This window comes from Mesorhizobium loti CJ3sym (genome assembly GCF_000472785.1).
Taxonomy (GTDB): Bacteria; Pseudomonadota; Alphaproteobacteria; order Rhizobiales; family Rhizobiaceae; genus Mesorhizobium; species Mesorhizobium loti_E.
In genome coordinates this window covers 16,036-39,844 of the sequence record NZ_AXAL01000016.1, presented here as the reverse complement: position 1 = coordinate 39,844, position 23,809 = coordinate 16,036, and the positions used below count along the sequence as shown (strand labels likewise).

The window sequence follows — 23,809 nt, the reverse complement described above, 5'->3', positions numbered from 1 at the left end:
TTGCAAACGGCAAAACCTTCGGTTTCGCGGCGTTTGTGTCAGCTTTTGGACGAAACGCGACGTGAAGGCAAGGGAGGAGGAGCGGAGACCGATTGAGCCAGCGTCATTCCAGAGGTGCCACTGCGTCGTTCCCTTGCCGGGCGCGGACTGTTACGGATTGCCTTGGAGACCGGCAGCCAGCGAACCCGCCGGGAGGAATGGATGGCGTTCAGACAGCGAAAAAACACGGCCGCGATCCCGCGCACAGTGCCGGCCTTCGAACATATCGTCACCGAAGCCAGCGACAGCTTTCTGTGGCGGCTCGACGACTATCCCTGGGAGCGCAATGTCTGGAACTTCCATCCGGAGTACGAAATCCATCTGCTCAGGAAATCTTCTGGCGTGGTGCTGGTCGGCGATCATATCGGCGAGTTCGGGCCGGGTTACCTGACCATCGTCGGCGGCGGGCTGCCGCATGATTGGGTGACGGCGGTGCAGCCGGGCGAGCTGATCGAAGGCCGCGATATCGTCCTGCAATTCGATGCGCAAAGGCTGCGTGGCTCGGCGGGCCTGTTGCCGGAATTGCGCGAGCTGGAGCCGTTTCTGGGGCGGTCCCTGCGCGGCATGGTTTTTCACGGCGGCACGGCGCTGGAAGGCGCCGAGTTGCTGGAGCGGATGGGGGCGGTGCATGGGCTCGCCCGCCTCTGTCTGTTTCTCGAACTGGTCGACCTCCTGGCCAGGACCGACGAATACGAACTCTTGTCGTCGCCGGATTTCTCGCCGCTTCTCGACGCCGCTTCGCTCGACATCATCCAGCGCACGCTGACCTATCTGTTCCAGCATTTCGCCGAGGATCTGAAGCTGTCCGACTTGGCTGAACTCGCCGGCATGAGCGAGAGTACGTTTTCGCGCTTTTTCCAGAAGAACACCGGCAACGCCTTCAGCGACCACCTGGCCAAGCTCCGGCTCTGGCAGGCCTGCAAGCTCCTGGCCGACACCGATGTCGCGATAACCGACATCTGTTTTCAGGTCGGCTACATGAACATCTCGAACTTCAACCGCGCCTTCATGCGCAAGCATAAGATGACGCCGTCGTCCTATCGCCGGTTGTCGCGGCAGCGGCTGACATTGCGCGCATAAGCACCCCCTGAAATCCCCATCCCACCCCCGATCAATACTCAGGTGACAACCGTTGTCGATGGGCGCTGCATTTTGCGCCGCACAATGCATAAAAGTACAGGTCGGCTGCAACGGGGCTTCTAGCATGACCCGTCACAACTGCGCATTTTGGCGACGGGTGGCATGTCACTCGGGCGATGGTGAGGATCGCAGACCCGAGGACTTCCGCTTCCCGCGAGTGTTCCTGGAGGAGAAAAATCAATGAAACCAATTCGGCTCGCTGCGAGCTTGGGCGCAGCTTTCATGCTTTCCGCTACCGTATCCACCATCGCGCTGGCGCAGGCGCCGATCTGCTCGGCGCCGGTCAAGGTGCTGGCGCAGCCACGCGACGGCCTGACGCTTCTGGAGGACTCCAAGGCCGAGTTCCAGAAGCTCTCCGGCGCCAGCTTCCAGATCGATTATCTCAACGAGAATGACCGCCGGGCCAAATCACGCGCCGATGCGTCCACCGTCGGCAATTACAACGTCTATTATGTCGACGAAGCCAATGTCGCTTTGTTTGCGTCGTCGAAATGGATCGTGCCGCTGACCGATTATTATCCGGCTGACTATGACTATGCCGACTTCGATCCCGGCCGGCAGAAGGTTGCGACCTATGACGGCAAGGTCTGGTTTGCGCCGCTGACCGGCGGCGGCGACCTGATGGTCTACCGCAAGGACGTGCTGGAGGCAGCCGGCATCCAGCCGCCGAAGACGCTGGATGAACTGATCGCCGACGTGCCGAAGCTGACCAATCCAGACAAAGGCATGTACGGCATCGCGCTGCGCGGCGCACGCGGTTCGGGCGCCAATGTCTGGCGCTGGATGCCCTTCTTCAAAGCCTATGGCGGCCAGTGGTTCGATGGCGACAAGCCGGTCTTCAATTCCGACGCCGCCGTCAAGGCGACCGAGACCTATCTGAAGCTGTTCAAGGATTCGGCGCCCGGCACGCAGACCGGCAGCTGGGATGAATCGACCGGCGCCTTCCTGTCGGGCCAGGTCGCCATCCTCGTCGAATCGACGCCGCTGTCGGGCATGGCGGTCGATCCGAAAACCTCGCAGGTTGTCGGCAAGATCGGCTTCCTGCCGCCGCCCTCGCCGCTTCCTGGTGGTGGCTACGGCCATGGCCTTGCCATCGCGGCGAAGGCCAATGCGGACGACGCTTCGAAGAAATGCGCCGGCCTGTTCATCGCCTGGGCAACGTCGAAGGAAAACGAGAAGCGCCGGCTCGATGCCCACCAGTTCGGTGAGCTGAACCGCACCAGCATCCTGTCCAGCAAGGAATTCGCCGACATCTACGGCGCCGACCTTGGCCAGGCGCTGGCCGCGACAGGCAAGGTCACGGCGGTCAACTTCTGGCAGGACCCACGCTGGCCGGATCTCGGCGACCGCTGGGGTATTATCCTCGAAGAGCTGATTGCCGGCACGCGCACCGACATCAAGGGCAGCCTCAACGAGCTTGATGCCTATGCCAACCAGTTGGTGAAGAAATAAGCCATCCTCCCCCTGCGGCGCGCGGTCCACGGCATTCCTGGGAATGTCGGGACCTGTGCGCCGCGGGTCTCCCTTTTCGCCACTGCCGAGACACAGCCAGGGATAGACAGATGCCGCGACGCTCTTCCTTGCCGGTCACATTCATTGTGCCGACGCTGGTCATTCTTTTGATCCTGTCGATGGTGCCGACGCTGTATGCGATCATCATCGCCTTGCAGAACCGCGAGCTGAGTTCAACAGCCTATTCCTATGTCTGGTTCTCGAACTTCTATGACCTGTTCTTCGATCGCCGCTTCCTCAACGCCGTCTGGGTGTCGGTGAAGTGGGAGTTCGTCACCGTCATCGCCACGATGGTCGTGGCCATTGGCCTGGGCGTGCTGATGTTCGAGGCCGCCTCGCCGCGCATGCGAAACGTCTACTGCTTGCTGTTCATCATTCCGGTGCTGTTGCCGCGTGTCTCGGCGGCTTTCGTCTGGAAGTTCGCCTACCATCCGCTCTATGGCATCGCCACTTATCCCTACAGGCTGATCACTGGCGGGCTGATCTTCGATCCGTTGTCGAAGCCGGCGACTGCACTGTTCGCCGTCGCATCGGTCGATGTCTGGCAATGGGGTCTGTTCTTCGCCGTCATCGTGCTGAAGCTCTTGGAAACGCTGCCGCCGCAGCCGATCGAGGCGGCGCGGCTCGATCATGCCAAACGCTGGCAGATCCACGCCTACGTCACCTTGCCGATGCTGAAGGCGCCGCTGGTCAGCCTGATGTTCGTCAAGATGATCGAATCACTGCGCTCCTTCGACCTGATCTATGTGATGACCCGCGGCGGACCGGGCGTGGCGACCGAAACGCTCGACATGTACGCCTTCTCGCAAGGCTTCATCGAGTCGGGCAAGGTGTCATACGCCTCAGCCATGGCGGTGCTGATGATGATCGCCACCGTCATCACCTTCACCATGCTGTGGAAGCGGGTGCAGGCATGAGATTGTATCACATGAGACCGGGCCTTCTCATCGGCAAGACCGTGCTGGCCTTTGCCGGCTTCATGGCTGTGTTTCCGCTCGCCTGGACGGCGCTCAATTCGCTGAAGAACAATGTCGACATCATCACCCGCGTGCCGCGCCTGGTGTTCACGCCGACACTGGCCAACATCAGCTATATCATCGGCCGCGACAGCGTCATGACCGGCCTCTACAACTCGGTCATCGCCTGCGGCGTCGCGGTGCTGATCGGGGTGGTGCTTGGCCTGCCTGCCGCCTACTCGGTGGCGCGCTATCCCAACCGTTGGGCCGGCGACATCCAGTTTTTCGTGCTGTCGCTGCGCTTTCTGCCGCCGGTGGCGGTCGCCATTCCGCTGATGGTGATCTGGCTGCAGCTTGGCCTCTACGACACGCTGACCGCGCTGATCGTCACCTATTCGCTGCTCACCATCTCGGTCATCATGTGGCTGGCCATTCCCGCCTTCCAGGCCGTGCCGAAGGAAATCGAGGAAGCCGCCTTCGTGGATGGCTACGGCGCCTATTCGGTGTTCTGGCGGATCGCGCTGCCGGTCGCGGCACGCTCGCTGATCGGGGCGGTCGCCTTCAGCTTCGTGCTGGTCTGGAACGAGTTCCTGATTGCGCTGATGCTGTCGAGCTCCAACGCCAAAACCTTGCCGATCGTCGCCTCGGAACTGTCCCAGCAAGGCATGAACGTGCCGTGGGGCATCCTGAATGCTTCGGTCGTGCTGCTGTCGCTGCCGCCGCTGCTGTTCCTTGGCGTGCTCAGCGGCTTCCTGAATTCCGTTTTCCGGCAAAAAAAGACTTGATGCGAGGATTACCCGATGCGGGCACTGGTGCTTGAGAAAAAAGGCGAACTGTCGCTGCGCGAGATCGCGTTGCCGCTCGATGTCGGGCCGGACGACGTCAAGATCGCCATTCACACTGTCGGCGTCTGTGGCAGCGATGTTCACTACTACACCCATGGCGCCATCGGCAGCTACGTCGTGCGCGCGCCGATGGTGCTCGGCCATGAAGCCGCTGGAACGGTGGTCGAGACCGGCGCCAATGTCGGGACGTTCAAGGTCGGCGACCGTGTCTGCATGGAGCCTGGCGTGCCCAACCTGTCGTCGCGCGCGACGAAACTCGGCATCTACAATGTCGACCCTGATGTCAGTTTCTGGGCGACGCCGCCGGTGCATGGCGTGCTCGCGCCCTATGCCGTGCACCCCGCCGCCTTCACCTACAAATTGCCCGACAATGTCTCCTTCGCCGAAGGCGCGATGGTCGAACCCTTCGCCATCGGCATGCAGGCGGCAAGCCGGGCCCGGATCGTTCCGGGAGATGTCGCCGTCGTCGTCGGTTGTGGCCCGATCGGCATCATGATCGCGCTTGCCGCACTTGCCGGCGGCTGCTCGAAAGTGCTGATTTCCGATTTCTCCGCGCCCAAGCTGAAGATCGCCGCGCAGTATGCCGGCATCGTACCGGTCAATATCGGCGAGCAGTCGCTGGTCGATGCCGTCGCCGCCGCGACCGACAATTGGGGTGCCGACATCGTCTTCGAGGCCAGTGGCAGCCCGAAGGCTTTCGCCGATCTGTTCGATGTCGTGCGGCCGGGCGGCGCGGTGGTGCTGGTCGGGTTGCCGGTCGAGCCGGTGGCGCTCAACGTACCGGCCGCGATCTCGAAGGAAGTGCGCATCGAGACGGTATTCCGCTACGCCAACATTTTCGATCGCGCCTTGCAGCTCATCGCTTCCGGCAAGGTCGACCTCAAGCCGCTGATCACCGGCACCTATGATTTCTCCGACAGCATCAAGGCATTCGAACGGGCCGCCGAAGGCAAGCCGGAGGACGTCAAGCTGCAGATCCTGCTGACCGGCGAGAAGGGCTGAGCATGTCCGCGATCGTTTGCTCCCATGTCGACAAGGCCTATGGCGCCACCACGGTCATCCGCGACCTCAACCTCTCGATCGAGGAGCACGAATTCGTCGTCTTCCTCGGCCCGTCCGGCTGCGGTAAGTCGACCTTGCTGCGCATGCTGGCGGGGCTGGAGGACATCAGCGGCGGCGAGGTCTCGATCGGCGGCAAGGTGGTCAACGATCTCGATCCGGGCGACCGCGGCATCGCCATGGTGTTCCAGAACTACGCGCTCTATCCGCACATGACGATCTTCGACAACATCGCCTTCGGCCTGAAGCGGCAGAAGGTGCCGAAGGCCGAGATCCAGCAGCGTGTCGAGGCAGTCTCGAAGACGCTGGGTCTCGATCCCTATCTCGGCCGCAAGCCCACTGAGCTGTCCGGCGGCCAGCAGCAGCGCGTCGCCATCGCACGCGCCATGATCAAGACGCCAAAAGTGTTCCTGTTTGACGAGCCGCTGTCCAATCTCGACGCCAAGCTGCGCAACCACATGCGCATCGAGATCGCCCGGCTGCACCAGTCGCTGAACACGACCACCGTCTACGTCACCCATGACCAGCTCGAGGCGATGACGCTCGCCGACCGCATCGTGCTGCTGCGCGACGGCCGGATCGAGCAGATCGGCTCGCCGGCGGAAATCTACGAGCGGCCGGCGAATCTGTTCGTCGCCGGGTTCATCGGAACACCGAACATGAATTTCATCGACGTGACGGTCAGCCGCGTCGCGAATGGCTGGACGCTGACCAATCCCGGAACCGCCTTTACCATCGATGGCTCACGCTTCACGCTTCAAGATGGCGAGCGCGCAGTGCTTGGGATCAGGCCTCCTGACCTCAGGACAGCGACGCCCGGCGGCTCCGAAAATCTGCTGGCAGGCACAGCTGATCTCATCGAGTTTCACGGCAACGATGCGCTGGTGACATTTGCTTTGGGCGGCAAGGAAATCAGCGCTCTGGTTTCCAGCCGCGCGTGCCCCATCATCCGCAGCGATGTCCGCTACACCTTTGATGAATCGAGCCTGCATCTGTTCAACGCGGCATCCGGCGCATCCCTGCTCAGGCAGTGACGCGGCCCGTTCCAGGCCGCTACCGGATCGCGTCAAGCGCCTGCCGCTGGCGGTGCATTTCCAGGAAAATCCGGTAGTCGCGGTCAAAGCGGGCGCCGGCGGCCGGATTGGCGGCGCGCGTCCTGCCGCCTTGCTGCATGGCAAGGCAGGCGGCGTTGAGGTCGGGAAACAGGCCGGCAGCTGTGGCGGCCACCATGCCGGTGCCAAGCAGCACCGCTTCGTCGGCCAAGGGTTCGACCACCGTGCAGCCGGTGGCATCGGCATAGAGTTCCATCAGCAGCGGGTTCTTGGTGTGGCCGCCGGTGACGTGCAGCGTGTCGATCAGATAGCCGTTCTCGTTCAGCGCCTCCAGCACATGGCGCACACCGAGCGCGATGCCGACGGCGGTGCGCCAATAGAGCTTGCACAGGCTGTCGAAGGAGGAATCCAGCGTCAGCCCGCTGACGACGCCGACCGCGTGCGGATCGGCGAGCGGCGACCGGTTGCCGTGAAAGTCAGGCAGCACATGCAAGCGTGCGGCGAGGTTCTCGCCCTCAGTGGCGCGCAGTTCGGCGACGCGCCGGGCGATTTTGGCATGCATGGCCGCATCCGGCTCGCCGCCAACACCGTGCCAACGGATGATGTGGTCGAGAAGCGCCCCGGTGGCCGACTGGCCGCCTTCCGACAGCCACAGCTTCGGCAGCGCCGCGCCGTAGTAGGGTCCCCAGACGCCGGCGAAAGGCTGCGGGTCGGGCGACATCGCCATGACGCAGCTCGACGTGCCGGCGATCAGCGCCAGGTGCCGGCCGATATCCTGTTCGTCGCCGGCAAAACCGCCAAGCACGCCAAGTGCGCCGGCATAGGCATCGATGACGCCTGCGCCGACCCGGCATTTTTCGCTCAGGCCAAGCTCCGCCGCCGCATGCGGTGTCAAGTGGCCGATATCGGCGCCAACCGGGCTTGCCCTTTCAGGCAGGTTGCCGTGCTCAAAGAGATCGTCGAGGCCGACCATTTCGAAGAAATCGCGCTGCCAGGCGCTTTCCTCATGCGCCAGATAGGTCCATTTGGCGGTTAGCGTGCATTGCGAGCGGGCGAGAGAGCCCGTCGCCTGCCAGGTCAGGAAATCGGTCAGGTCAAATAGGTAGCCGGCTTCATTCCACGTCTTGCGCAGATTACGCTTCAGCCACATCAGCTTCGGCGTCGCCATCTCCGGCGACATGACGCCGCCGATATAGTTGAGCACCTCGTGGCTGCTCGCTGTGCATTCGTCGGCTTCACCAATGGCGCGGTGGTCGAGCCAGACGATGGTGTCCCAGCGCTGGTCGCCCGACACCGAGACGCTGAGCTGGTCGCCCTGCCGGTCGCGCACCACCAGGGAACAGGTGGCATCAAAGGAGATGCCGACAATATCTTCTGCCGTAACGCCGGCTTTTTCGCGGGCGGCACGTACTGCGATGCAGACCGCCGACCAGATATCGCGCGAATCATGCTCGGCGTGGTCGGGCTTCGGTTGATTCATGGCGATCGGCCGCTCGGCGCGGCCAAGCAACGTGCCACTGGTGTCGAGAATGCCCGCGCGAGCGCTCCCGGTGCCGACATCGACCGCGCAAACAAACTGTTTCGTCAAGATGCTCTAACTCTCGCTCCCAGGCCTGCAATCAGATCGGGCAATTGCAGCATGTCAGCGAATATAAAGTCAGGTTCGTTCGACGCAAGCCGCGCTTTCAAAGCGGGGTTGCCGGCATGTGCGCCGCCGGTGAAGCCAAAGACGCGCATACCGGCCGCGCGCGCGGCCGCGACACCGGCCGGACTGTCCTCGATGACGAGGCATTTGCGTGGATCGGCCTGCATGCTGGCGGCGGCATGCAGGAAAAGGTCGGGCGCCGGCTTTCCCTTGGTCACCATGGCGGCGCTGAACAGATGCGGCTCCATCAGCCCGAGCAGACCGGTGACATCAAGCGCATAGCGGATGCGTTCCAGCGTGCCGGAGGAGGCGACGCAGAACGGCAGGCCAAGCCCACGCAACATCTCCTTGACGCCGGGGATCGGCTTCAGCCCTTCACGGAACTTTCGCATCAGGTCGACGCGCATCGCGGTCAGGTGCTGATCGGTGATCTCCAGGCCGAAGTCGCGGCCGAGGATCTCGCGCACGCTTTTCATGCTCTTGCCGAGGAAATGCTCGTAGGCGGCGTCCTCCCCGATGCTGCCGCCGGCAAGCTCGATCATGCCGAGAAGCGCCGAGACGGAGAGCGCCTCGCTGTCGACCAGCACGCCATCGCAGTCGAAGATGACCAGTTCAGGCGTCATGGCGTCGGATGGCTCTCAGAGCTTGCCGGCGATGTAGCGCGTCAGCGTGGCGCGGGCGCCATTGGCCCACAGCACGTTGAGCGCATGGCCGAAGGCCTCGACAAAGGCCGCCGCGCGGCCGACATCGCCATAGATGTCCTCCATGGCCAGCCAGGCGGCGGGCGCATCCTTTGCCGCCCTTGCCGTTGCCTGCAGCCGGTCCCAGCTCGGGTCGTTGGGTTCGATGACGGCGCCGCTGTCTGATGTGCCGAAGCAGTAGCGGCACCAGAGTGCGGATTCCAGCGCCAGGCCGGAGACACCTTTTCCCGCCTTCAGGCGGTCGGCGATGGTCGGGATGATGAATTTCGGCTGGCGGTTGGAGCCGTCGAGGCAGAGCCGGCGGATAGTGTCGCCGATCTTGGGATTGGAAAAGCGCTTCTCGATGAGCTGGTAATAGTCCTCCAGCACCGTATCCGGCACCGGTGGCACGGTCGGAATGATCTCGTCGTGCTCGAGCTTGTCGAGAAAGCCGCGCACCAGCGGCTCCTGCATCGCCTCATGGACGAAATGGATGTCCATCAGCCCGGCCGGATAGGCGATGGTGGCGTGGCCGCCATTGAGGATGCGGATCTTCATCAATTCGTAGGGCGCGACGTCCTTGACGAACTGGACGCCGACCTTTTCCAGCGGTGGGCGACCATCGGTGAAACGGTCTTCCAGCACCCATTGCCGGAACGGCTCGCAGAACACCGGCCAGGCGTCCTCGACGCCAAAATCCTTGGCCAGGATGCCGCGTTCGCGGTCGGTGGTGGCCGGCGTGATGCGATCGACCATGCCGTTGGGAAAGGCGACATGGTCGCTGACCCAGTTGGCCAGATCCTCGTCGATCAGCCGGGCCAACCCGATGACCCCATCCGACGTGACATGGCCGTTGTGGGGGATGTTGTCGCAGGACATGACGGTGAACGGCACGGTGCCCTCGTCGCGCCGGCGCACCAGTCCGGCGAGGATGATGCCGAACACGGTCTTCGGCATGGCGCCCGGTCGTGCGTCGGCGACGATATCGGGGTGGGTCGGGTTGAACACGCCCGAGGCCGGGTCGATGAAATAGCCGCCTTCGGTGATGGTCAGCGACACGATCTTGATCGCCGGATCGGCAAGGCGTTCGATTGTGCCGGCTGCATCGCCCGGCATCAGGAAGTCGATCATCGCGCCGGTGACGCGGGCGCTCATATGGCCTTCATCCTGCTCGACGACCGTGGTCAGCCAGTCCTGCTCTTCGAGCTTGCCGCGGCCGATCTTCTCGCCCTCGAACACGCCGGCGCCGACCAGTGCCCAGCCATGTCCGACACCCGAATTGAACAGATCGTCGAGATAGACGGCCTGATGCGAGCGATGGAAATTGCCGACACCAAAATGCACGATGCCGGCCTTGAGCTTCGAGCGGTCGTATTTCGGACCGGCGACATTGGCGGGCAGCTTGGAGAGATTGGAAGACGAGAGTTTCACGGTCATCTGTTTTACCCTTTGGCCTGATTTCGGCCTGCGTTATTCCCCTCTCCCGTGTTCACGGGAAGAAGGTCAGGGATGCCGCGCCGACCGGGGTCGATGCGGCCTTTCACTTTGATGTGTCGGCCTCTGCGCCTCGCGGAGGAACGAGGAACAGAGGCCGTCCCCCCTCAACTCATCCACTGGCCGCCATCGACATTGTAGGTCTGGGCGACGATGTATTCGGCGTCAGCGCTCGCCAGGAAGACAGCCATGCCGGCGAGGTCCTCCGGTTTGCCCATCCGGCCGTAAGGCACGCCCTCGCCAACCAGTCTCTTCTTCTCGCCCTTTGGCCGGTTCTCGTACTTGGCGAACAGCGAATCGACCTCGTCCCACATATCGCTGTCTACGACACCGGGTGCGATACCGTTGACGTTGATGTGGTGCTTGATCAGGTCAAGCCCCGCCGATTGGGTCAGCGAGATAACGGCGGCCTTTGTGGCGCAATAGACGCCGACCAGCGCCTCGCCGCGCCGACCGGCCTGGCTTGCCACGTTGATGATCTTGCCGCCCTTGCCCCGCGCGATCATCGATCGGGCGGCAGCCTGCAACATGAACAGCGTGCCGGCGACATTGACGGAGAACAGTTTTTCGTAACTTGCCCGCGAGATCTCGACGATCGGCGCCAGGTCGAACAGAGCAGCGTTGTTGATCAGTATGTCGAGGCCATCAGCCTTGGCTTCCACCGCCTTTACCGCCGCGTCGATGGATACCTGGTCCGTGACATCGAGCTTCACGGCATAGGCTTTGCCGCCGATCTCGCCAGCCGTCTTTTTCGCGGCCTCGAGGTTGATATCGGCAATCGCCACCGTGGCGCCTTCGCCGACATAGGCTTCGGCGAAGGCCCGGCCGATGCCACGGGCGGAGCCCGTGATCAGCGCCGATTTGCCGGCCAGTCTCACGATGCCAGCGCCTTTCCGTCGGGTCCGAAGCGGTGCATCTTGGCCTTGTCGGGCGTCAGATAAATGGTGTCGCCGTGGTGAACCGCGAGTTCGCCGTCGGCACGCACCGTCAGCGGACCGACGCCATCGGCCTGGACGTGCAAGAACGTGTCGGAGCCAAGATGTTCGGCAACGCCTACAGTGGCTTTCCATTCGCCTGCCGTGGTCGAGATTTCCATATGTTCGGGACGGATGCCGATGGTCTTGGCATTGTATTTGGCGGCGGGTGCGCCTTCGATCAGGTTCATCTTCGGCGAGCCGATGAAGCCGGCGACGAACAGGTTCTTCGGCGTCTTGTAGAGCTCCATCGGCGAGCCGACCTGCTCGATATTGCCGGCGTTCAGCACGACGATCTTGTCGGCCATGGTCATGGCTTCGACCTGGTCGTGGGTGACGTAGATCATGGTCGTCTTGAGCTGATGGTGCAGCTCGCTGATCTCCAGCCGCATGGTGCCGCGCAGTGCGGCGTCGAGGTTGGACAGCGGTTCGTCGAACAGGAAGGCGGTAGGCTGGCGCACGATGGCGCGGCCGATGGCGACGCGCTGGCGCTGGCCGCCGGAAAGCTGGCCGGGACGGCGTTCGAGGTAATTCGTGAGGTTCAGCACCCGCGCCGCGTCGCCCACCTTCTTGTCGATGGTGGCCTTGTCTTCACCGGCCATCTTCAGCGGGAAGCCGATGTTCTTGGCCACCGTCATATGCGGATAGAGCGCGTAGGACTGGAACACCATGGCCAGCTTGCGCTTGGCTGGCGCCTCGCCGGTGACGTCGCGGCCATCGATGTTGATGGTGCCGCCGCTGGTGTCCTCCAGCCCGGCGATCAGCCGCAGCAGCGTGGACTTGCCGCAACCCGACGGGCCGACGAAGACGACGAACTCGCCATTCTCGATCACCAGATCGAGGCCGGGGATGATGGACGTCGATCCAAAGGACTTGGAGACGTTCTTGAGCGTGATGTTTCCCATGGTTTCCTCCCCGAGGGGTTATTGTCCGACGTTCTTACGCGTCACGTTACTTGACGGCACCAAATGTCAGGCCGCGCACCAGCTGCTTCTGGCTGAACCAGCCCATGATCAGGATGGGCGCGATGGCCAGTGTCGAGGCCGCTGAGAGCTTGGCCCAGAACAGGCCTTGCGGGCTGGAGAAGGAACTGATGAAGGCGGTGAGCGGCGCGGCTTCCGTGGTCGTCAGACGGATCGTCCAGAAGGCTTCGTTCCAAGCCAGGATGATGTTGAGCAGCATGGTCGAGGCGATGCCCGGCACCGCCATGGGCGTGAGCACGTAGATGATCTCGTTCCACAGGGAGGCCCCGTCCATGCGCGCCGCTTCCAGGATCTCGCCCGGGATTTCGCGGAAGTAGGTGTAGAGCATCCACACCACGATCGGCAGATTGATCAGCATCAGCATGATCATCAGGCCGATGCGGCTGTCCAGCAGTCCGAGATTGCGGAAGATCAGGTAGATCGGGAACAGCACGGCGACCGCCGGCATCATCTTGGTGGACAGCATCCACATCAATATGTCCTTGGTCCGCTTGGTCGGCGCAAATGCCATCGACCATGCCGCCGGGATGGCGACAAGCAGGGCCAGGATGGTCGAGCCGACCGAGAGCAGCACCGAGTTCAGGAAGAATTTGAAATAGCCGCTCTGCGCCTGAACCTCGATATAGCTCTCGAATGTTCCCGACGGGATCAGGTTGAAGCCCTGGATGGCCTCCTGCTCCGACTTGAACGAGGTGATGATCGTATAGAGGATCGGGAAGAAGATCAGCAGGGCGACGATCCAGGCCGCAATTGTCGCGATCGTCTTGTGCTGGGTGGTGACTGAGCGTGCCATCGTATCCTCCCTTACTTGTCCAGGTTCTTGCCGACGGCGCGCATGGCGAAGAAGGCAACGATGTTGGCGAGAATGACAGCGATGATGCCGCCGGCGGATGCCTGGCCGATTTTGAACTCCAGCAAGGCCTTCTGGTAGACGAGGAAGGGCAGGTTGGTGGACGCATAGCCGGGGCCGCCATTGGTGGTGACGAGGATCTCGGCATAGACCGACAGCAGGAAGATCGTCTGGATCAGGATGACGACGGTGATGGCGCGCGACATGTGCGGCAGCGTCAGATAGATGAAGCGGCTGACGAAGCCGGCGCCGTCCATCTCGGCGGCCTCCTTCTGCTCACCGTCAAGCGACTGCAGCGCGGTCAACAGGATCAGCGTCGCGAAAGGCAGCCACTGCCAGGCGACGATGATGACGATGGCCAGCATCGGATGCTGCCCGAACCAGTCGATCGGCTGGGCGTCGAAGAAGCGCGCTATATCGGCGAAAACGCCATATTGCGGGTGCATGATCATGTTCTTCCACACCAGTGCGGCCACCGGCGGCATGACGAAGAACGGTGAGATGACGAGGATGCGGACAATGCCTTGTCCCCACATCGGCTGGTCGATCAGCAGTGCCAGCAGGATGCCGCCGATCACCGTGATCAACAGCACGCTGACCACCAGGGTGAGGGTGTTGAGGATCGACTGCAGGAAGGCCGGATTGGAATAGAACAGTGCGTAGTTGGAGAAGCCAACAAAGCCGTCGCGGATGGGGTTGAGCGGATTGTACTGCTGGAAGGAGAACCACAGGGTGAGTGCGAGCGGAACGACCATCCAGACCAGCAGCAGCACCACGGATGGCGCCATCATGAAACGGGCAAGCGAACGGGTCTGCTGAGTAGCCATGATGGTCACCCTCCCAAGGTCAGCCAGGTTTTCAGAATTGTGCCAGAATTTTCCCGATTTTGAAAAGTGGCCGCCCGAACTGGGTTTCGGGCGGCCCTTTGCCGGTCATGGTAGGCGACCGGCATTCGGCACCGGGAGGAGCCTTACTTGGTATAACCGCCTTCGGTCATGGTCGCGGTGGCCGCGTCCTGGGCCTGCTTCAAGGCATCGTCGACACTCGACTGGCCGGCAAGAGCCGCCGAGAAGAGCTGGCCGACGGTGGTGCCAAGGCCCTGGAACTCAGGGATGGCGACGAACTGGACGCCGACATAGGGCACCGGCTTGACGGTCGGATGCGTCGGGTCAGCGGCGTTGATGGAGTCCAGCGTCATCTTGGCGAACGGAGCCGCCTTCTGGTACTCGGCATTGGCATAGAGCGAGGAGCGCGTGCCCGGAGGAACGTTGGCCCAGCCTTCCTTCGAAGCAACCAGTTCGGCATAGTGCTTGCTGGTCGCCCACGAAACGAACTTCTCGGCGGCGTCAGCCTTCTGCGTGCCGGCCGGAATGGCCAGCGACCATGCCCAGAGCCAGTTGCCGCGCTTGCCCAGGCCATTGTCCGGCGCCAGCGCATAGCCGACCTTGTCGGCGACAGTCGAGTTCTTCGGGTCCGAAACGAAGGAGGCAGCGACGGTGGCATCGATCCACATGCCGCATTTGCCCTGCTGGAACAGCGCCAGGTTTTCGTTGAAGCCGTTGGAGGACGCGCCTTCCGGGCCGTCGGCCTTCATCAGGTCGACATAGAACTGCAGCGTCTTCTTCCATTCCGGCTGATCGAACTGCGGCTTCCAGTTCTCATCGAACCAGCGGGCGCCGAAGGAGTTCGACATGGCGGTCAGGAAGGCCATGTTCTCGCCCCAGCCGGCCTTGCCGCGCAGGCACACGCCGTTCACGCCATTGGCGCGGTCGGTCATCTTGTCGGCGGCCTGGCGGATGAAGTCCCAGGTCGGCGCGTCGGGCATCTTCAATCCGGCCTTGTCCATCAGGTCCTTGCGGTACATGACGAAGGAGCTTTCGCCGTAGAAGGGCGCGGCATAGAGCTTGCCGTCGACCGAAAGACCGCCGGCGATGGCCGGGATGATGTCCTTGGCGTCATAGTCGTCGCCGAGCTTGTCGAGCGGCAACAGCCAGCTCTGCTTGGCCCAGATCGGAACCTCGTAGGTGCCGATGGTCATCACGTCATACTGGCCACCCTTGGTGGCAATGTCGGTGGTGACGCGCTCGCGCAGCACGTTTTCTTCAAGCGTCACCCAGTTGAGCTGGATGTCGGGGTTCGCCTTGGTGAAGTCTTCGGTCAGCTTCTGCATGCGGACCATGTCGCCATTGTTGACGGTGGCGATGGTGATGGATTCGGCATGTGCGGCAAAAGCGAGAGCGCTAGCCGACAACAAGCCCAGGGTGAGCGTGCGCAGTTTCATCAAATTCCTCCCATGAACCAAGATGAGCATTTGCCTTGGCTATGAGCAATTACTCACTTGGCATGAATTATGTCAAGCCGGATTCGATGCTGCAGCGCAGCACTCGGCGATGCTGACGGGCAGTGTCGTGTGTGGAGATTTGCGCAGACGAGCTTCGCCGTCGCCGGATTTCAGCGACGACGGCGGAGACGTGCGAAATTGGTGTCGTGCGGAGGGGCTGCCTGTCAGCAGGCCATCTCGGCGAGCAGCCAGTCGCGGAAGGCGCGGATCTTCGGCACGTTGCGGCGCGCCTGGGGATAGACCAGCCAATAGGCATGGCCATCATCGCCGACTAGGTCGAAAGGCTGGATCAGGCGGCCGTCGGCGAGTTCGGCCTTGAACAGGGCCCTGGTCAGGATCGCCACGCCATGACCGGCAATCGCGGCATTGGCCTCATAGGCCTGCGCGCCCATGCTGCTGCCGGGCCGTCTGGCAAGATCGTGCGAGTGCACGCCGGCGGCCGAAAACCACTCCGTCCACCAGATGTCGCCCGGATCGAGGATCGGCAGGCGCAACAGGTCGGCCGGTTCGTTGACGCCGCCAATGCTTGCCGCGAGCGTGGGACTCAGCATCGGCGTGAAATCGGCGTCGAGCAGCTTGTGCGCCTCCAGGCCCGGCCATTTGCCACCGCCCGAGCGGATGGCTATATCGGTATCCTCACGCGAGAAATCCGTCAGCCGGCTCGATGTCTCCAGCCGCACGGCAAGTGCGGGATGCGCGATCTGGAACGAGCCCAGGCGGTGCGCCAGCCAGTTCGAGGCGAAGGTCAGCACGGTGGTGACGCAAAGCAATCCGTCAGCCCCAGCGCGCGCTGCGGCGTAGGCTTGGCCAAGAATGGCAAAAGCCTCACTGACGGCGGGCGCGAGGCGCTGTCCGGCTTCGGTCAACTCGATCTGCCGCGGCCGGCGCAGGAACAGCGGTGAACCGACACGCTCTTCCAGCACCTTGATCTGATAGCTGACCGCAGCCTGTGTCATGCCGAGTTCCACGGCGGCCTTGGTGAAGGAAAGGTGCCGCGCCACCGCGTCGAAGACCCTGATCGCCTGCAGCGGCGGGAGCTGGGAAACCTGTCGCGAGCTGAGATCAGGCATAAGGCCTCCTTATGGGCCGTGATCGACGTTCGATTGGCAAAGGTGGCCGCCGACACCGACATTCAGCGTCAACCCGTCACTCGGGTTCAGGATAGCGGAGGTTGACGATCATGACCATGGCGCAGCAAAAATGCACTCCCACCCCGGATCATCGCTGGATTTCGTGGCTGGCGGATGGATTCTGCTGGTTCGCAGCCAAAAAACGCGCGCATCTCGACATCAGGGACCTGTCGCCGCATCTGCAACGCGACATCGGTTTTCTCGATGGCAACGACCCTTTCGGGCCACACAGATAGCGTGGCCCGGTTTATCGCAATCAATCCCCAACTGACGGCGGCCGGTTATAGGCTCGCCAGCAGGGCGGCGGCGGTCCGTTCATCGGTAATGAGGCCGTTGATCAGCCGCCGGTTGGCAGCCGCCAAAATGCCTGGCAGTTTGCGTTCGCCCATTGCCAGAGCGATGACCAGCGACTTTTCACGCGACGGCAGCGAAGCCGACGACACCCGGTCGTTGGTGATGCCCTCGATCATGCGGCCGTCCCTGTCGAACACCCAGCCGACGATCTCTGCGACGCCGCCGGCCTTCTGCAGGGCCTTCAACTCGCTTTCGGAAATGAAGCCATCCTCGTAGAGCGGCGCCTTGGGGCCGAGATCACCAATGCCGATGAAGGTGACGTCGGCCTCCGCGGCGAGCGCCAGCGTCGGCTGGATCATCGGCTGGTTGAGCAGCATCTCGCGCTCCTCCGGCGAGGAGGCGATGACCGGCAGCGGCATCGGGAAGGATCGCGCCTTGACCCTGTCGGCCATGGTGAAGATGACGTTGTAGAAGGCGGCTGAGCCGTCGGGCGAGATGTTGCCAGTCAAGGACACCACCTTGTGCTGCGGGCATTCCATCGGCGGCAACTGTTCGATCGCCGCCTTCAGCGTGCGCCCGGTGCCGATCCCCATGACGATCGGCGTCGGTGACCGCAGCCGCCGCTCGATCTCCGCGGCCGCCGCCTCGGCGATGCCGATGGTCGTCGACGACGACGTCGGGTCGCTCGGCACCACTTCGACAAGGTCGAGCGCGAAGCGCGATTTCAATCGTGCCGCAAGGTCCAGGCAGTTGGCGATCGGATGATCGACACGGACCTTGATCAAGCCTTCCGACACCGCCAGCGACACCAGCCGCTGCGCCGTCTGCCGGGAGATGCCGAGCGTGGCGGCGATCTGGTCCTGTGTGTTGCCGGCAACATAATAGAGCCAGCCGGCGCGCGCCGCGTCGTCCAGCCTGTTTGAGCCGCCATCCTGCCGGGTATTCACGTCCTGCCTCCCGAAACCGCCGATCATTGGACGGTCCGCCCTTACTTTCGCAGGGAATGCCTCGCTGCGCAATTGTCAATCTCAAGGGCAAATGCTTGCACGCGCGCAGCTGAGGTGGTTCCGCCGACAAAGTCTGGCTGGAGAAAGCTGGGCAATTTCGGCTCCGGTTGCAGCCACGTTCTGCGGTCTCGATGGTTTATCTCCCGGCGCAAACCCTTTAAGGGGATCGAAAAAGGAGCGTTGCATGACACCGAAGGCGGTTTTCTGGGACATGGACGGCACGCTGGTCGACAGCGAGCCGCTGCACGAGGCAGCTTTGATAGCGGCGATGCGCAATGTCGGTCTCAAGCCACCCGCCGACCTGCATGAGCGCGTTCTCGGCGTCGCCGCCTGGCCGGTCTACGAGATGATGCGCGACGAATTCGGCCTGGACCTGCCGTTCGACGACTGGATCATGCGCAAATACGAGCACTATCTTCCGCTGGTCGAGGGTCTCAAGCCGCGCCCCGGCGCCATCGAAGTCTTTAACGAACTGCGCGCAAAGGGCGTGCAGCAAGCGGTGGTCTCCAATTCGGACCGCATGATCGTCGACGCCAATCTGCGCATGGTCGGCCTGACCTATCCCGGTATGAAGACGATCAGTCGCAATGACGTGCGCGAAGGCAAGCCGCACGCCGAACCGTTCCTGCGCGCCGCCTATCTGGCCGATGTCGATCCGGCGCAAGCGGTAGCGGTCGACGACAGCTGGCCGGGCGCCCTGGCGGGGCTGGCGGCGGGCATGAAGACGATCTTCTGGCCGGAAGCGCCCATGGAAGGCCCGCCCGGCGCCATTGTCATCAACAGCGCCGAGGAACTGCGCCGGGAAGTCGGGCTTTAATTCCGGTAGACCGGTTCCTGCTCGTCGAGGAGCGCTTTCAACTCGCTGAGATGGCGATCGGCCTGACCGGGATAATCGTCTGTCTCTGTCGCCGTCTTCTCGGCGATCGCGTCGGACAGGGTGCGCAGCGGCCGGCCGGTCCACAGCGCCTTGATGTAGGTCTCGGCGGCGCGCTCGAAATAGAACATGCGGTTGAAGGCATCGGCGACCGTGTCGCCGATCACCAGCACGCCATGATTGCCCATCACCATCACCTTGACCTTGGGATCGGTGAGGAGCTGCGAGCAGCGCTCGCCCTCCTCCTCGAAGGCCAGCCCGCCATAATGCGCGTCGACGACATGGCGGTTGAAGAACATCGCGGAATTCTGGTCGATCGGCGGCAGGGTCGAATCCGCAAGCGAGGCCAGCACCGTGGCATGGATCGAATGCACATGCATGACGCAGCGCGCGTGCGGCACGTTGCGATGGATAGCGCCGTGCAGGCCCCACGCCGTCGGGTCCGGCGCGTTGGGGCCGGAGAGCGTGTCGGGATCGTTGGCGTCGATCAGCAACAGGTCGCTCGCCTTGATGCGCGAGAAATGCACCTGGTTGGGGTTCATCAGGAACTGAGTGCCGTCCTCGTTCACCGCCAGCGAGAAATGGTTGGCCACCGCCTCGTGCATGTTGAGCCGCGCCGTCCAGCGGAAGGCACAGGCAAGATCGACGCGCTCCTCATAGAAGGGCAGGTTGGTCAGCGGCTCTTTCTGCAGGCGGGCAATGCTCATCTCGAAATCTCCAGTTTTGGCAAGAATGGCGCGACCAACGTCTGCTCGCAACCGGTTTCGATTGGTGCAGGCTGTCCGTCAGGCGGCAGCGACGGCCCTCAGCCCGCCATGCTCGACGATGAAGTTGATGACCTCCTGCAGCCCCTTGCCGCGCGACAGATCGGTGAAGCCGAACGGCCGCTTGCCGCGCATGCGGCCGGCGTCGCTCTCCATCACGTCCAGGTTGACGTTCACATAGGGCGCCAGATCGCTCTTGTTGATGACCAGGAAATCGGACCGGGTGATCGCCGGCCCGCCCTTGCGCGGGATCTCTTCACCCTGGCAGACCGAGATCACGTAAAGCGTCAGGTCAGCAAGGTCCGGCGAAAAGGTGGCGGCGAGGTTGTCGCCACCGGATTCGATGAAGATGATGTCGAGATCGGGGAATTTCTTGTTCATCTCGGCGATCGCCTGGAGATTAATCGAGGCGTCTTCGCGAATGGCGGTGTGTGGGCAGCCGCCGGTCTCGACACCCATGATGCGATCCTCCGGCAGCGCCTGCAGCCGGGCCAGCATCATGGCGTCTTCCTTGGTGTAGATGTCGTTGGTGACGACCGCGATCGAGAACTCATCGCGCAACGCCTTGCAGAGCTTCTCGGTGAGCGTCGTCTTGCCGGAGCCGACAGGGCCACCAATGCCGATGCGAAGAGGGCCGTTAGCTTGGGTCATGTCGGGAACTCCATGATGGCAAGGGTAGCGAAGCCGAGCCCGATCAACAGGCAGAGCGGCGAATAATATCTGACATCGAGCCGAGCGAAAGGCTGCTCGGGCGCCAGCCGCCGCCACCATGGCGTGAAGCCGGCAATGCCGCGGCCGAGGAACACCAGGCCGATGAGCAGCGCGGTGGCGGCAAGGCCCTCTTTGGGAAAGGGCGAGGCAAAAAAACCGATGAGCGCCAGCGGCCAGAGCGTCGCCAGGCCAAGACAGGCGGCAACGGCGAAACTGGCGAAGGGCGTCGGCATTTCATCGACGCCACGAAAACCGACAACGGCGCGGGCGCAGGAGGCGCCATCCGTACCCGGCCAGATGCCGCCAATGCCCCAATAGACATGCAGGGCGGTGATCAGCAGCAGGACCAGGGAGAGGGCGAAAGCGAGGACGATCATGAACGGAACAATCGCGAATACTGGGTTTCGTGCTTCATCGCCATGACGTCAGAGAGGAAGGCGCAGCCACCGAGATCATCCAGTGTCGACCGGGACGCGCGGGCTGCGGTCGAGAGCGCCAGCGGCTCGAAGCCGGCAAGCAGCGCCGTGGCTTCGCGTTGGCCAACGACGCTGAGCCGGATCGCCGCCTGGACGAGATTGGAGAAGAAGGCCTGCAGGAAGGCGGAGAGTGCGTCCTGCACCGCAATGCCATTGCCGCCGGCGATGGCGCCGACAGCGATGCAGTAGGCACATTCGGCCGGCAAGCGCTCCAGCACCGGGTTGGGCCAAGCTGCGGCAGCCCTAAGGAAGGCTGCACCTTGCAGCATGGTCTCGGTGTGGCGCTCGCGCGACCCGGCGAGTGCCTCGGCCAGTGCGGCGATTTCGTCGAGATCGCCGCCGTCGCGGGCGCGGCGCCAGCTTTCGGCGAACAGCACGGCATCGTTCCAGCCCGAGCCCATCTCGACCAGCGTTTCCAACCAGCTGGCCAGACTCCCGGCTTCGGTTATCAGCCGGTCATGCACCGCGCGCTCCAGACCATGGCTGTAGGCAAAGCCGCCGACCGGAAAGGCCGGCGACAGCCACGCCATCAGCCGCAAGAGCGCAATGGTCGAAGGCTGCTCAGTCATGGTCGTGGTGATGGCCGGCGTGGGAATGGCTGTGCGCGTGGGAATGCGATTCGCCATGCGCGTGCGAATGCGCTTCCGCGTGGCTGTGGGCATGGCCGTGATCATGCCCATGTCCACCACCATGGCTGGAATAGGCGCCGCGCACCGGCTTGAACGGTTCGGAAACCTCGCGCACAGTGGCGCCAAGTCCCTCCAGCATCGCCTTGATGACGTGGTCGCGCAGGATGACGATGCGGTCGGCCTCGATGCCCGCCGCGAGATGACGGTTGCCGATATGCCAGGCGAGCTCGGTCAGATGCACGCTGTCGCGGGCGCGGATGTCATAGACTTCTTCCGGCGCAGCAGCGATCTCGACATGGCGGCCATCCTCCAGCACCAGCCGGTCGCCATCGTTGAGGGCGACGGGTTCGGGCAGGTCGACCAGCACCTTGCTGCCATCGGCAAGTTCGATGGCGCGGCGGCGCAGATGCCGCTCGTCATGGGCAAGTACGGCCCGACCGGATGGCGCTGTGGCTCCCGCACTGCCAGCTTGCAGCACGGAGACGGCGCGGGGGAATTTGGTGAAGTCGGTGTTGAGGTTGAGCTTCATTTCATGGAGCCTCCGTTGGCTTGCGCCCGCGCACGGGCAGGCCGCGCCAGAACGCGGTCGAAATAGGCGTTGACGCGCTCGGACTCGATCGGGAATTTTCCGGCGCGGGCCCAGTTGCCCATGTCGCCAAGCAGCACGTCCACGGCGGAAAACCGTTCGCCCAGCGCAAACGTCTGGTCGCCAAGCCGGCGATCCAGCGCCTTAAGCTCCGAGACGAAGTCATAGGTCGCTGCGGGGCCGACATCGACGCGAACCTCCTTCGGCAGCAGGAAGCGGTGGCGCAATTTGTTCCACAGCGGCGCCTCGAACTCGCTCTGGGCAAAATGCATCCAGGAATCCATCTCGGCTCGGCCTGCAACGCCCGGATTGGCGCCCATGCCTTTGTCGGCGTGCTTGTCGGCCAGATAGACGCAGATCGCCGCCGAATCCGTCACCGTCAGCTCGCCGTCGATGAGGATCGGCACCTTGCCCGATGGGTTGAGCGCATAGGCTTCCGGCGAGCGCAGCTTGACCTCGACGAATTCATAGGGCTGCCCGAGTTCCTCGAGCATCCAGAGAACGCGGCTGACCCGGGATCCGCGCGATCCGATGGCCTTATACATCGTTGAAACCTGCCTTTCACCGGACCCTAGACCATCCACCACCGTCATACGATGGTGTCGAAGAGCCGCAGGATGAACGATACCTGATAGATCAGCGTGCCGACGACAAAGGCAATGTGAAAGCGGCGATCGCGCACCAGTATGGCGGCAATGCACAGTGCCACGAAGACCGGTGTGCGGAACAGATATTCATTGCCGTAGCGGGCGAAATGCTCCGGGCCTTTCAGTAGCGTGTCGACCACGTCGAGCAGATAGGTCGTCGCCAGCAGGCCGAAGAACCAGCCCCGGCGGGAATAGAAGAAATCCTCGTAGCTGGTGTAGTCCAGCATTGAATCCGGAAACAGCAGCGCGCACAGCAGGAACAGCGTGATGGCGTAGAAGATCAAGAACAGGTATTTGCCGAAGGTCCAGACCTCTATGGTGTAGAGACCGAACTCCCACCACCAGAAATGCACCAGCAGCAACAGCATGGAGGCGACCCAGGCGAGGTGCACGGGATAGAGCCTGTATTGGCCGGGATGCTGGACGATGCGCGCCACCCCAGACAGCAGGCGGGCGACGCCAAGCCCGATCACCATGCCCATGACGATGCGGATATGCGGGAAAATATCGTGGGGAGAGGCTAGTTCGGTGGCCATGGGCGGATACCAATGCTCACGACGTTATGAAATATCTGCGACGGACCAATTCTCAGTTACCCGCGAATAAGTTTGTCCGAAGACCACGGCGCACCTGGAAAATAGTCATGGTCCAGAATGTCCCTGATCGCATACGGGCAATCAACAGGGAAATCGCGATCTGTCATGCCGGTTTCGTCCAGCGCCTTTAATCTTGCTATCTTGAACTCTCGTCCCAGCATCTGCGCCGGATATGCTTTCAGGCTCGGACTTTCATCGAGCAGATTTTCTATCCGATGCCGCTGCTCACGGATTGTCAGCAGCCATCCAGTTTTGCGCTGCTCCGGCTGAAACTCCCATTTGAGCAAGTGAAGGACCAGGGTACCAAGCCTGCTTGCAATTTCCCTTTTGTCGCTCCGCCCCAAGCTCTCGATCTCCTCGGCAAGATTCTCGCGGTCGAGGTCGGATAGACGACCTTCGCGCAACAGCGCGCCTTGCTCCGCGCACCACCGAGCATAATCGGCCTCATAGGGCGTCAATTGCTGTTTTCGAAAGATCTTGTTCATGAAGCGTATATTGCTCCAAAGGCCCCGGATTTCCAAGTTG

At 62.7% G+C, this 23,809-nt stretch carries 26 protein-coding genes; 8 read left to right on the top strand and 18 right to left on the bottom strand.

Annotated features, from left to right (window positions below; all coding sequences use genetic code 11):
- The first annotated feature begins 201 nt into the window (after positions 1 to 201).
- The 6 genes from A3A9_RS0121840 to A3A9_RS0121815 all read left to right on the top strand — a co-directional run bounded on the left by A3A9_RS0121840 (position 202) and on the right by A3A9_RS0121815 (position 6,585).
- Positions 202 to 1,119: an AraC family transcriptional regulator gene (locus A3A9_RS0121840; protein WP_027060681.1), complete on the top strand. Its 918-nt coding sequence runs from the start codon at positions 202 to 204 to the stop codon at positions 1,117 to 1,119.
- 240 nt (positions 1,120 to 1,359) lie between these two features.
- Complete coding sequence (locus tag A3A9_RS0121835; protein WP_033838720.1) at positions 1,360 to 2,631, top strand: extracellular solute-binding protein; 1,272 nt, start codon at positions 1,360 to 1,362, stop codon at positions 2,629 to 2,631.
- Positions 2,632 to 2,741: 110 nt separating this feature from the next.
- Positions 2,742 to 3,608: a carbohydrate ABC transporter permease gene (locus A3A9_RS0121830; protein WP_027060679.1), complete on the top strand. Its 867-nt coding sequence runs from the start codon at positions 2,742 to 2,744 to the stop codon at positions 3,606 to 3,608.
- 11 nt (positions 3,609 to 3,619) lie between these two features.
- Complete coding sequence (locus A3A9_RS0121825; RefSeq protein WP_027060678.1) at positions 3,620 to 4,432, top strand: carbohydrate ABC transporter permease; 813 nt, start codon at positions 3,620 to 3,622, stop codon at positions 4,430 to 4,432.
- Positions 4,433 to 4,447: 15 nt separating this feature from the next.
- Positions 4,448 to 5,494 carry an NAD(P)-dependent alcohol dehydrogenase gene (locus A3A9_RS0121820; RefSeq protein WP_027060677.1) on the top strand — a complete coding sequence of 349 codons (1,047 nt, stop codon included), beginning with the start codon at positions 4,448 to 4,450 and terminating at the stop codon, positions 5,492 to 5,494.
- A 2-nt stretch (positions 5,495 to 5,496) separates the two neighbouring features.
- Positions 5,497 to 6,585 (top strand): ABC transporter ATP-binding protein, encoded by a 1,089-nt coding sequence (locus A3A9_RS0121815; RefSeq protein ID WP_027060676.1) that lies wholly within the window; start codon positions 5,497 to 5,499, stop codon positions 6,583 to 6,585.
- Between the two features lie 19 nt (positions 6,586 to 6,604).
- Here the strand turns inward: A3A9_RS0121815 and A3A9_RS0121810 are convergent, their stop codons facing one another.
- From A3A9_RS0121810 to gcvA, 9 genes are all read right to left on the bottom strand, one after another.
- The gene (locus A3A9_RS0121810) at positions 6,605 to 8,191 is read right to left on the bottom strand and encodes an FGGY-family carbohydrate kinase (protein ID WP_027060675.1); all 1,587 of its coding nucleotides are present in this window, start codon (positions 8,189 to 8,191) and stop codon (positions 6,605 to 6,607) included.
- On the bottom strand, positions 8,188 to 8,871 hold the full coding sequence (locus A3A9_RS0121805; RefSeq protein ID WP_027060674.1) for an HAD family hydrolase: 684 nt from the start codon (positions 8,869 to 8,871) through the stop codon (positions 8,188 to 8,190). The genes A3A9_RS0121810 and A3A9_RS0121805 overlap by 4 nt, the downstream gene beginning before the upstream one ends.
- A gap of 15 nt (positions 8,872 to 8,886) precedes the next feature.
- Complete coding sequence (locus A3A9_RS0121800; RefSeq protein WP_027060673.1) at positions 8,887 to 10,365, bottom strand: mannitol dehydrogenase family protein; 1,479 nt, start codon at positions 10,363 to 10,365, stop codon at positions 8,887 to 8,889.
- Positions 10,366 to 10,529: 164 nt separating this feature from the next.
- Entirely contained in the window at positions 10,530 to 11,303 is a 774-nt protein-coding gene (locus A3A9_RS0121795; RefSeq protein ID WP_027060672.1) for an L-iditol 2-dehydrogenase, read from the bottom strand.
- Positions 11,297 to 12,301, bottom strand: coding sequence for an ABC transporter ATP-binding protein (locus A3A9_RS0121790; RefSeq protein ID WP_027060671.1), 1,005 nt, complete (start codon positions 12,299 to 12,301; stop codon positions 11,297 to 11,299). Before A3A9_RS0121790 ends, A3A9_RS0121795 begins: the two co-directional genes overlap by 7 nt.
- 46 nt (positions 12,302 to 12,347) lie before the next feature.
- Complete coding sequence (locus tag A3A9_RS0121785) at positions 12,348 to 13,172, bottom strand: carbohydrate ABC transporter permease (RefSeq protein ID WP_027060670.1); 825 nt, start codon at positions 13,170 to 13,172, stop codon at positions 12,348 to 12,350.
- An 11-nt stretch (positions 13,173 to 13,183) separates the two neighbouring features.
- Complete coding sequence (locus A3A9_RS0121780; RefSeq protein ID WP_027060669.1) at positions 13,184 to 14,056, bottom strand: carbohydrate ABC transporter permease; 873 nt, start codon at positions 14,054 to 14,056, stop codon at positions 13,184 to 13,186.
- A gap of 143 nt (positions 14,057 to 14,199) precedes the next feature.
- Positions 14,200 to 15,510 carry an ABC transporter substrate-binding protein gene (locus A3A9_RS0121775; RefSeq protein WP_027060668.1) on the bottom strand — a complete coding sequence of 437 codons (1,311 nt, stop codon included), beginning with the start codon at positions 15,508 to 15,510 and terminating at the stop codon, positions 14,200 to 14,202.
- A gap of 224 nt (positions 15,511 to 15,734) precedes the next feature.
- On the bottom strand, positions 15,735 to 16,640 hold the full coding sequence (gene gcvA / locus A3A9_RS0121770) for a transcriptional regulator GcvA (RefSeq protein ID WP_027060667.1): 906 nt from the start codon (positions 16,638 to 16,640) through the stop codon (positions 15,735 to 15,737).
- A gap of 110 nt (positions 16,641 to 16,750) precedes the next feature.
- Here gcvA and A3A9_RS0121765 point away from each other — a divergent pair, with 110 nt between their 5' ends.
- A complete protein-coding gene (locus tag A3A9_RS0121765) occupies positions 16,751 to 16,936 on the top strand; it encodes a hypothetical protein (RefSeq protein ID WP_027060666.1) in 186 nt (61 codons plus the stop codon).
- Between the two features lie 45 nt (positions 16,937 to 16,981).
- Here A3A9_RS0121765 and A3A9_RS0121760 read toward each other — a convergent pair whose 3' ends face one another.
- Complete coding sequence (locus A3A9_RS0121760) at positions 16,982 to 17,941, bottom strand: sugar-binding transcriptional regulator (RefSeq protein ID WP_027060665.1); 960 nt, start codon at positions 17,939 to 17,941, stop codon at positions 16,982 to 16,984.
- A gap of 244 nt (positions 17,942 to 18,185) precedes the next feature.
- Between A3A9_RS0121760 and A3A9_RS0121755 the strand changes: the two genes are divergently transcribed.
- Positions 18,186 to 18,818 (top strand): HAD family hydrolase, encoded by a 633-nt coding sequence (locus A3A9_RS0121755; protein ID WP_027060664.1) that lies wholly within the window; start codon positions 18,186 to 18,188, stop codon positions 18,816 to 18,818.
- Here A3A9_RS0121755 and A3A9_RS0121750 read toward each other — a convergent pair.
- From A3A9_RS0121750 to A3A9_RS0121715, 8 genes are all read right to left on the bottom strand, one after another.
- Positions 18,815 to 19,582, bottom strand: coding sequence for a class II aldolase and adducin N-terminal domain-containing protein (locus A3A9_RS0121750; RefSeq protein ID WP_027060663.1), 768 nt, complete (start codon positions 19,580 to 19,582; stop codon positions 18,815 to 18,817). The two genes, A3A9_RS0121755 and A3A9_RS0121750, sit on opposite strands and share 4 nt — an antisense overlap.
- Before the next feature lie 78 nt (positions 19,583 to 19,660).
- Complete coding sequence (ureG, locus tag A3A9_RS0121745) at positions 19,661 to 20,290, bottom strand: urease accessory protein UreG (protein ID WP_027060662.1); 630 nt, start codon at positions 20,288 to 20,290, stop codon at positions 19,661 to 19,663.
- Complete coding sequence (locus A3A9_RS0121740; RefSeq protein ID WP_027060661.1) at positions 20,287 to 20,727, bottom strand: DUF3995 domain-containing protein; 441 nt, start codon at positions 20,725 to 20,727, stop codon at positions 20,287 to 20,289. The genes ureG and A3A9_RS0121740 overlap by 4 nt, the downstream gene beginning before the upstream one ends.
- Positions 20,724 to 21,395 carry an urease accessory protein UreF gene (locus A3A9_RS0121735; RefSeq protein ID WP_033838718.1) on the bottom strand — a complete coding sequence of 224 codons (672 nt, stop codon included), beginning with the start codon at positions 21,393 to 21,395 and terminating at the stop codon, positions 20,724 to 20,726. The genes A3A9_RS0121740 and A3A9_RS0121735 overlap by 4 nt, the downstream gene beginning before the upstream one ends.
- Positions 21,388 to 21,984, bottom strand: coding sequence for an urease accessory protein UreE (gene ureE / locus A3A9_RS0121730; protein ID WP_027060659.1), 597 nt, complete (start codon positions 21,982 to 21,984; stop codon positions 21,388 to 21,390). Before ureE ends, A3A9_RS0121735 begins: the two co-directional genes overlap by 8 nt.
- Positions 21,981 to 22,586 (bottom strand): glutathione S-transferase family protein, encoded by a 606-nt coding sequence (locus A3A9_RS0121725; protein ID WP_027060658.1) that lies wholly within the window; start codon positions 22,584 to 22,586, stop codon positions 21,981 to 21,983. Before A3A9_RS0121725 ends, ureE begins: the two co-directional genes overlap by 4 nt.
- A 44-nt stretch (positions 22,587 to 22,630) precedes the next feature.
- A complete protein-coding gene (locus A3A9_RS0121720) occupies positions 22,631 to 23,224 on the bottom strand; it encodes a membrane protein (RefSeq protein ID WP_027060657.1) in 594 nt (197 codons plus the stop codon).
- 56 nt (positions 23,225 to 23,280) lie between these two features.
- The gene (locus A3A9_RS0121715) at positions 23,281 to 23,769 is read right to left on the bottom strand and encodes a DUF29 domain-containing protein (protein WP_027060656.1); all 489 of its coding nucleotides are present in this window, start codon (positions 23,767 to 23,769) and stop codon (positions 23,281 to 23,283) included.
- Between the last annotated feature and the right edge of the window lie 40 nt (positions 23,770 to 23,809).

What these genes read in the sequence shown, in the direction of transcription:
- A3A9_RS0121840 (WP_027060681.1), top strand. Translation starts at nt 202, where the DNA reads ATGGCGTTCAGACAGCGAAAAAACACGGCCGCGATCCCGCGCACAGTG.
- A3A9_RS0121835 (WP_033838720.1), top strand. Translation starts at nt 1,360, where the DNA reads ATGAAACCAATTCGGCTCGCTGCGAGCTTGGGCGCAGCTTTCATGCTT.
- A3A9_RS0121830 (WP_027060679.1), top strand. Translation starts at nt 2,742, where the DNA reads ATGCCGCGACGCTCTTCCTTGCCGGTCACATTCATTGTGCCGACGCTG.
- A3A9_RS0121825 (WP_027060678.1), top strand. Translation starts at nt 3,620, where the DNA reads ATGAGACCGGGCCTTCTCATCGGCAAGACCGTGCTGGCCTTTGCCGGC.
- A3A9_RS0121820 (WP_027060677.1), top strand. Translation starts at nt 4,448, where the DNA reads ATGCGGGCACTGGTGCTTGAGAAAAAAGGCGAACTGTCGCTGCGCGAG.
- A3A9_RS0121815 (WP_027060676.1), top strand. Translation starts at nt 5,497, where the DNA reads ATGTCCGCGATCGTTTGCTCCCATGTCGACAAGGCCTATGGCGCCACC.
- A3A9_RS0121805 (WP_027060674.1), bottom strand. Translation starts at nt 8,871, where the DNA reads ATGACGCCTGAACTGGTCATCTTCGACTGCGATGGCGTGCTGGTCGAC.
- A3A9_RS0121800 (WP_027060673.1), bottom strand. Translation starts at nt 10,365, where the DNA reads ATGACCGTGAAACTCTCGTCTTCCAATCTCTCCAAGCTGCCCGCCAAT.
- A3A9_RS0121790 (WP_027060671.1), bottom strand. Translation starts at nt 12,301, where the DNA reads ATGGGAAACATCACGCTCAAGAACGTCTCCAAGTCCTTTGGATCGACG.
- A3A9_RS0121785 (WP_027060670.1), bottom strand. Translation starts at nt 13,172, where the DNA reads ATGGCACGCTCAGTCACCACCCAGCACAAGACGATCGCGACAATTGCG.
- A3A9_RS0121780 (WP_027060669.1), bottom strand. Translation starts at nt 14,056, where the DNA reads ATGGCTACTCAGCAGACCCGTTCGCTTGCCCGTTTCATGATGGCGCCA.
- A3A9_RS0121775 (WP_027060668.1), bottom strand. Translation starts at nt 15,510, where the DNA reads ATGAAACTGCGCACGCTCACCCTGGGCTTGTTGTCGGCTAGCGCTCTC.
- gcvA (WP_027060667.1), bottom strand. Translation starts at nt 16,640, where the DNA reads ATGCCTGATCTCAGCTCGCGACAGGTTTCCCAGCTCCCGCCGCTGCAG.
- A3A9_RS0121765 (WP_027060666.1), top strand. Translation starts at nt 16,751, where the DNA reads ATGACCATGGCGCAGCAAAAATGCACTCCCACCCCGGATCATCGCTGG.
- A3A9_RS0121755 (WP_027060664.1), top strand. Translation starts at nt 18,186, where the DNA reads ATGACACCGAAGGCGGTTTTCTGGGACATGGACGGCACGCTGGTCGAC.
- A3A9_RS0121750 (WP_027060663.1), bottom strand. Translation starts at nt 19,582, where the DNA reads ATGAGCATTGCCCGCCTGCAGAAAGAGCCGCTGACCAACCTGCCCTTC.
- ureG (WP_027060662.1), bottom strand. Translation starts at nt 20,290, where the DNA reads ATGACCCAAGCTAACGGCCCTCTTCGCATCGGCATTGGTGGCCCTGTC.
- A3A9_RS0121740 (WP_027060661.1), bottom strand. Translation starts at nt 20,727, where the DNA reads ATGATCGTCCTCGCTTTCGCCCTCTCCCTGGTCCTGCTGCTGATCACC.
- A3A9_RS0121735 (WP_033838718.1), bottom strand. Translation starts at nt 21,395, where the DNA reads ATGACTGAGCAGCCTTCGACCATTGCGCTCTTGCGGCTGATGGCGTGG.
- ureE (WP_027060659.1), bottom strand. Translation starts at nt 21,984, where the DNA reads ATGAAGCTCAACCTCAACACCGACTTCACCAAATTCCCCCGCGCCGTC.
- A3A9_RS0121725 (WP_027060658.1), bottom strand. Translation starts at nt 22,586, where the DNA reads ATGTATAAGGCCATCGGATCGCGCGGATCCCGGGTCAGCCGCGTTCTC.
- A3A9_RS0121720 (WP_027060657.1), bottom strand. Translation starts at nt 23,224, where the DNA reads ATGGCCACCGAACTAGCCTCTCCCCACGATATTTTCCCGCATATCCGC.
- A3A9_RS0121715 (WP_027060656.1), bottom strand. Translation starts at nt 23,769, where the DNA reads ATGAACAAGATCTTTCGAAAACAGCAATTGACGCCCTATGAGGCCGAT.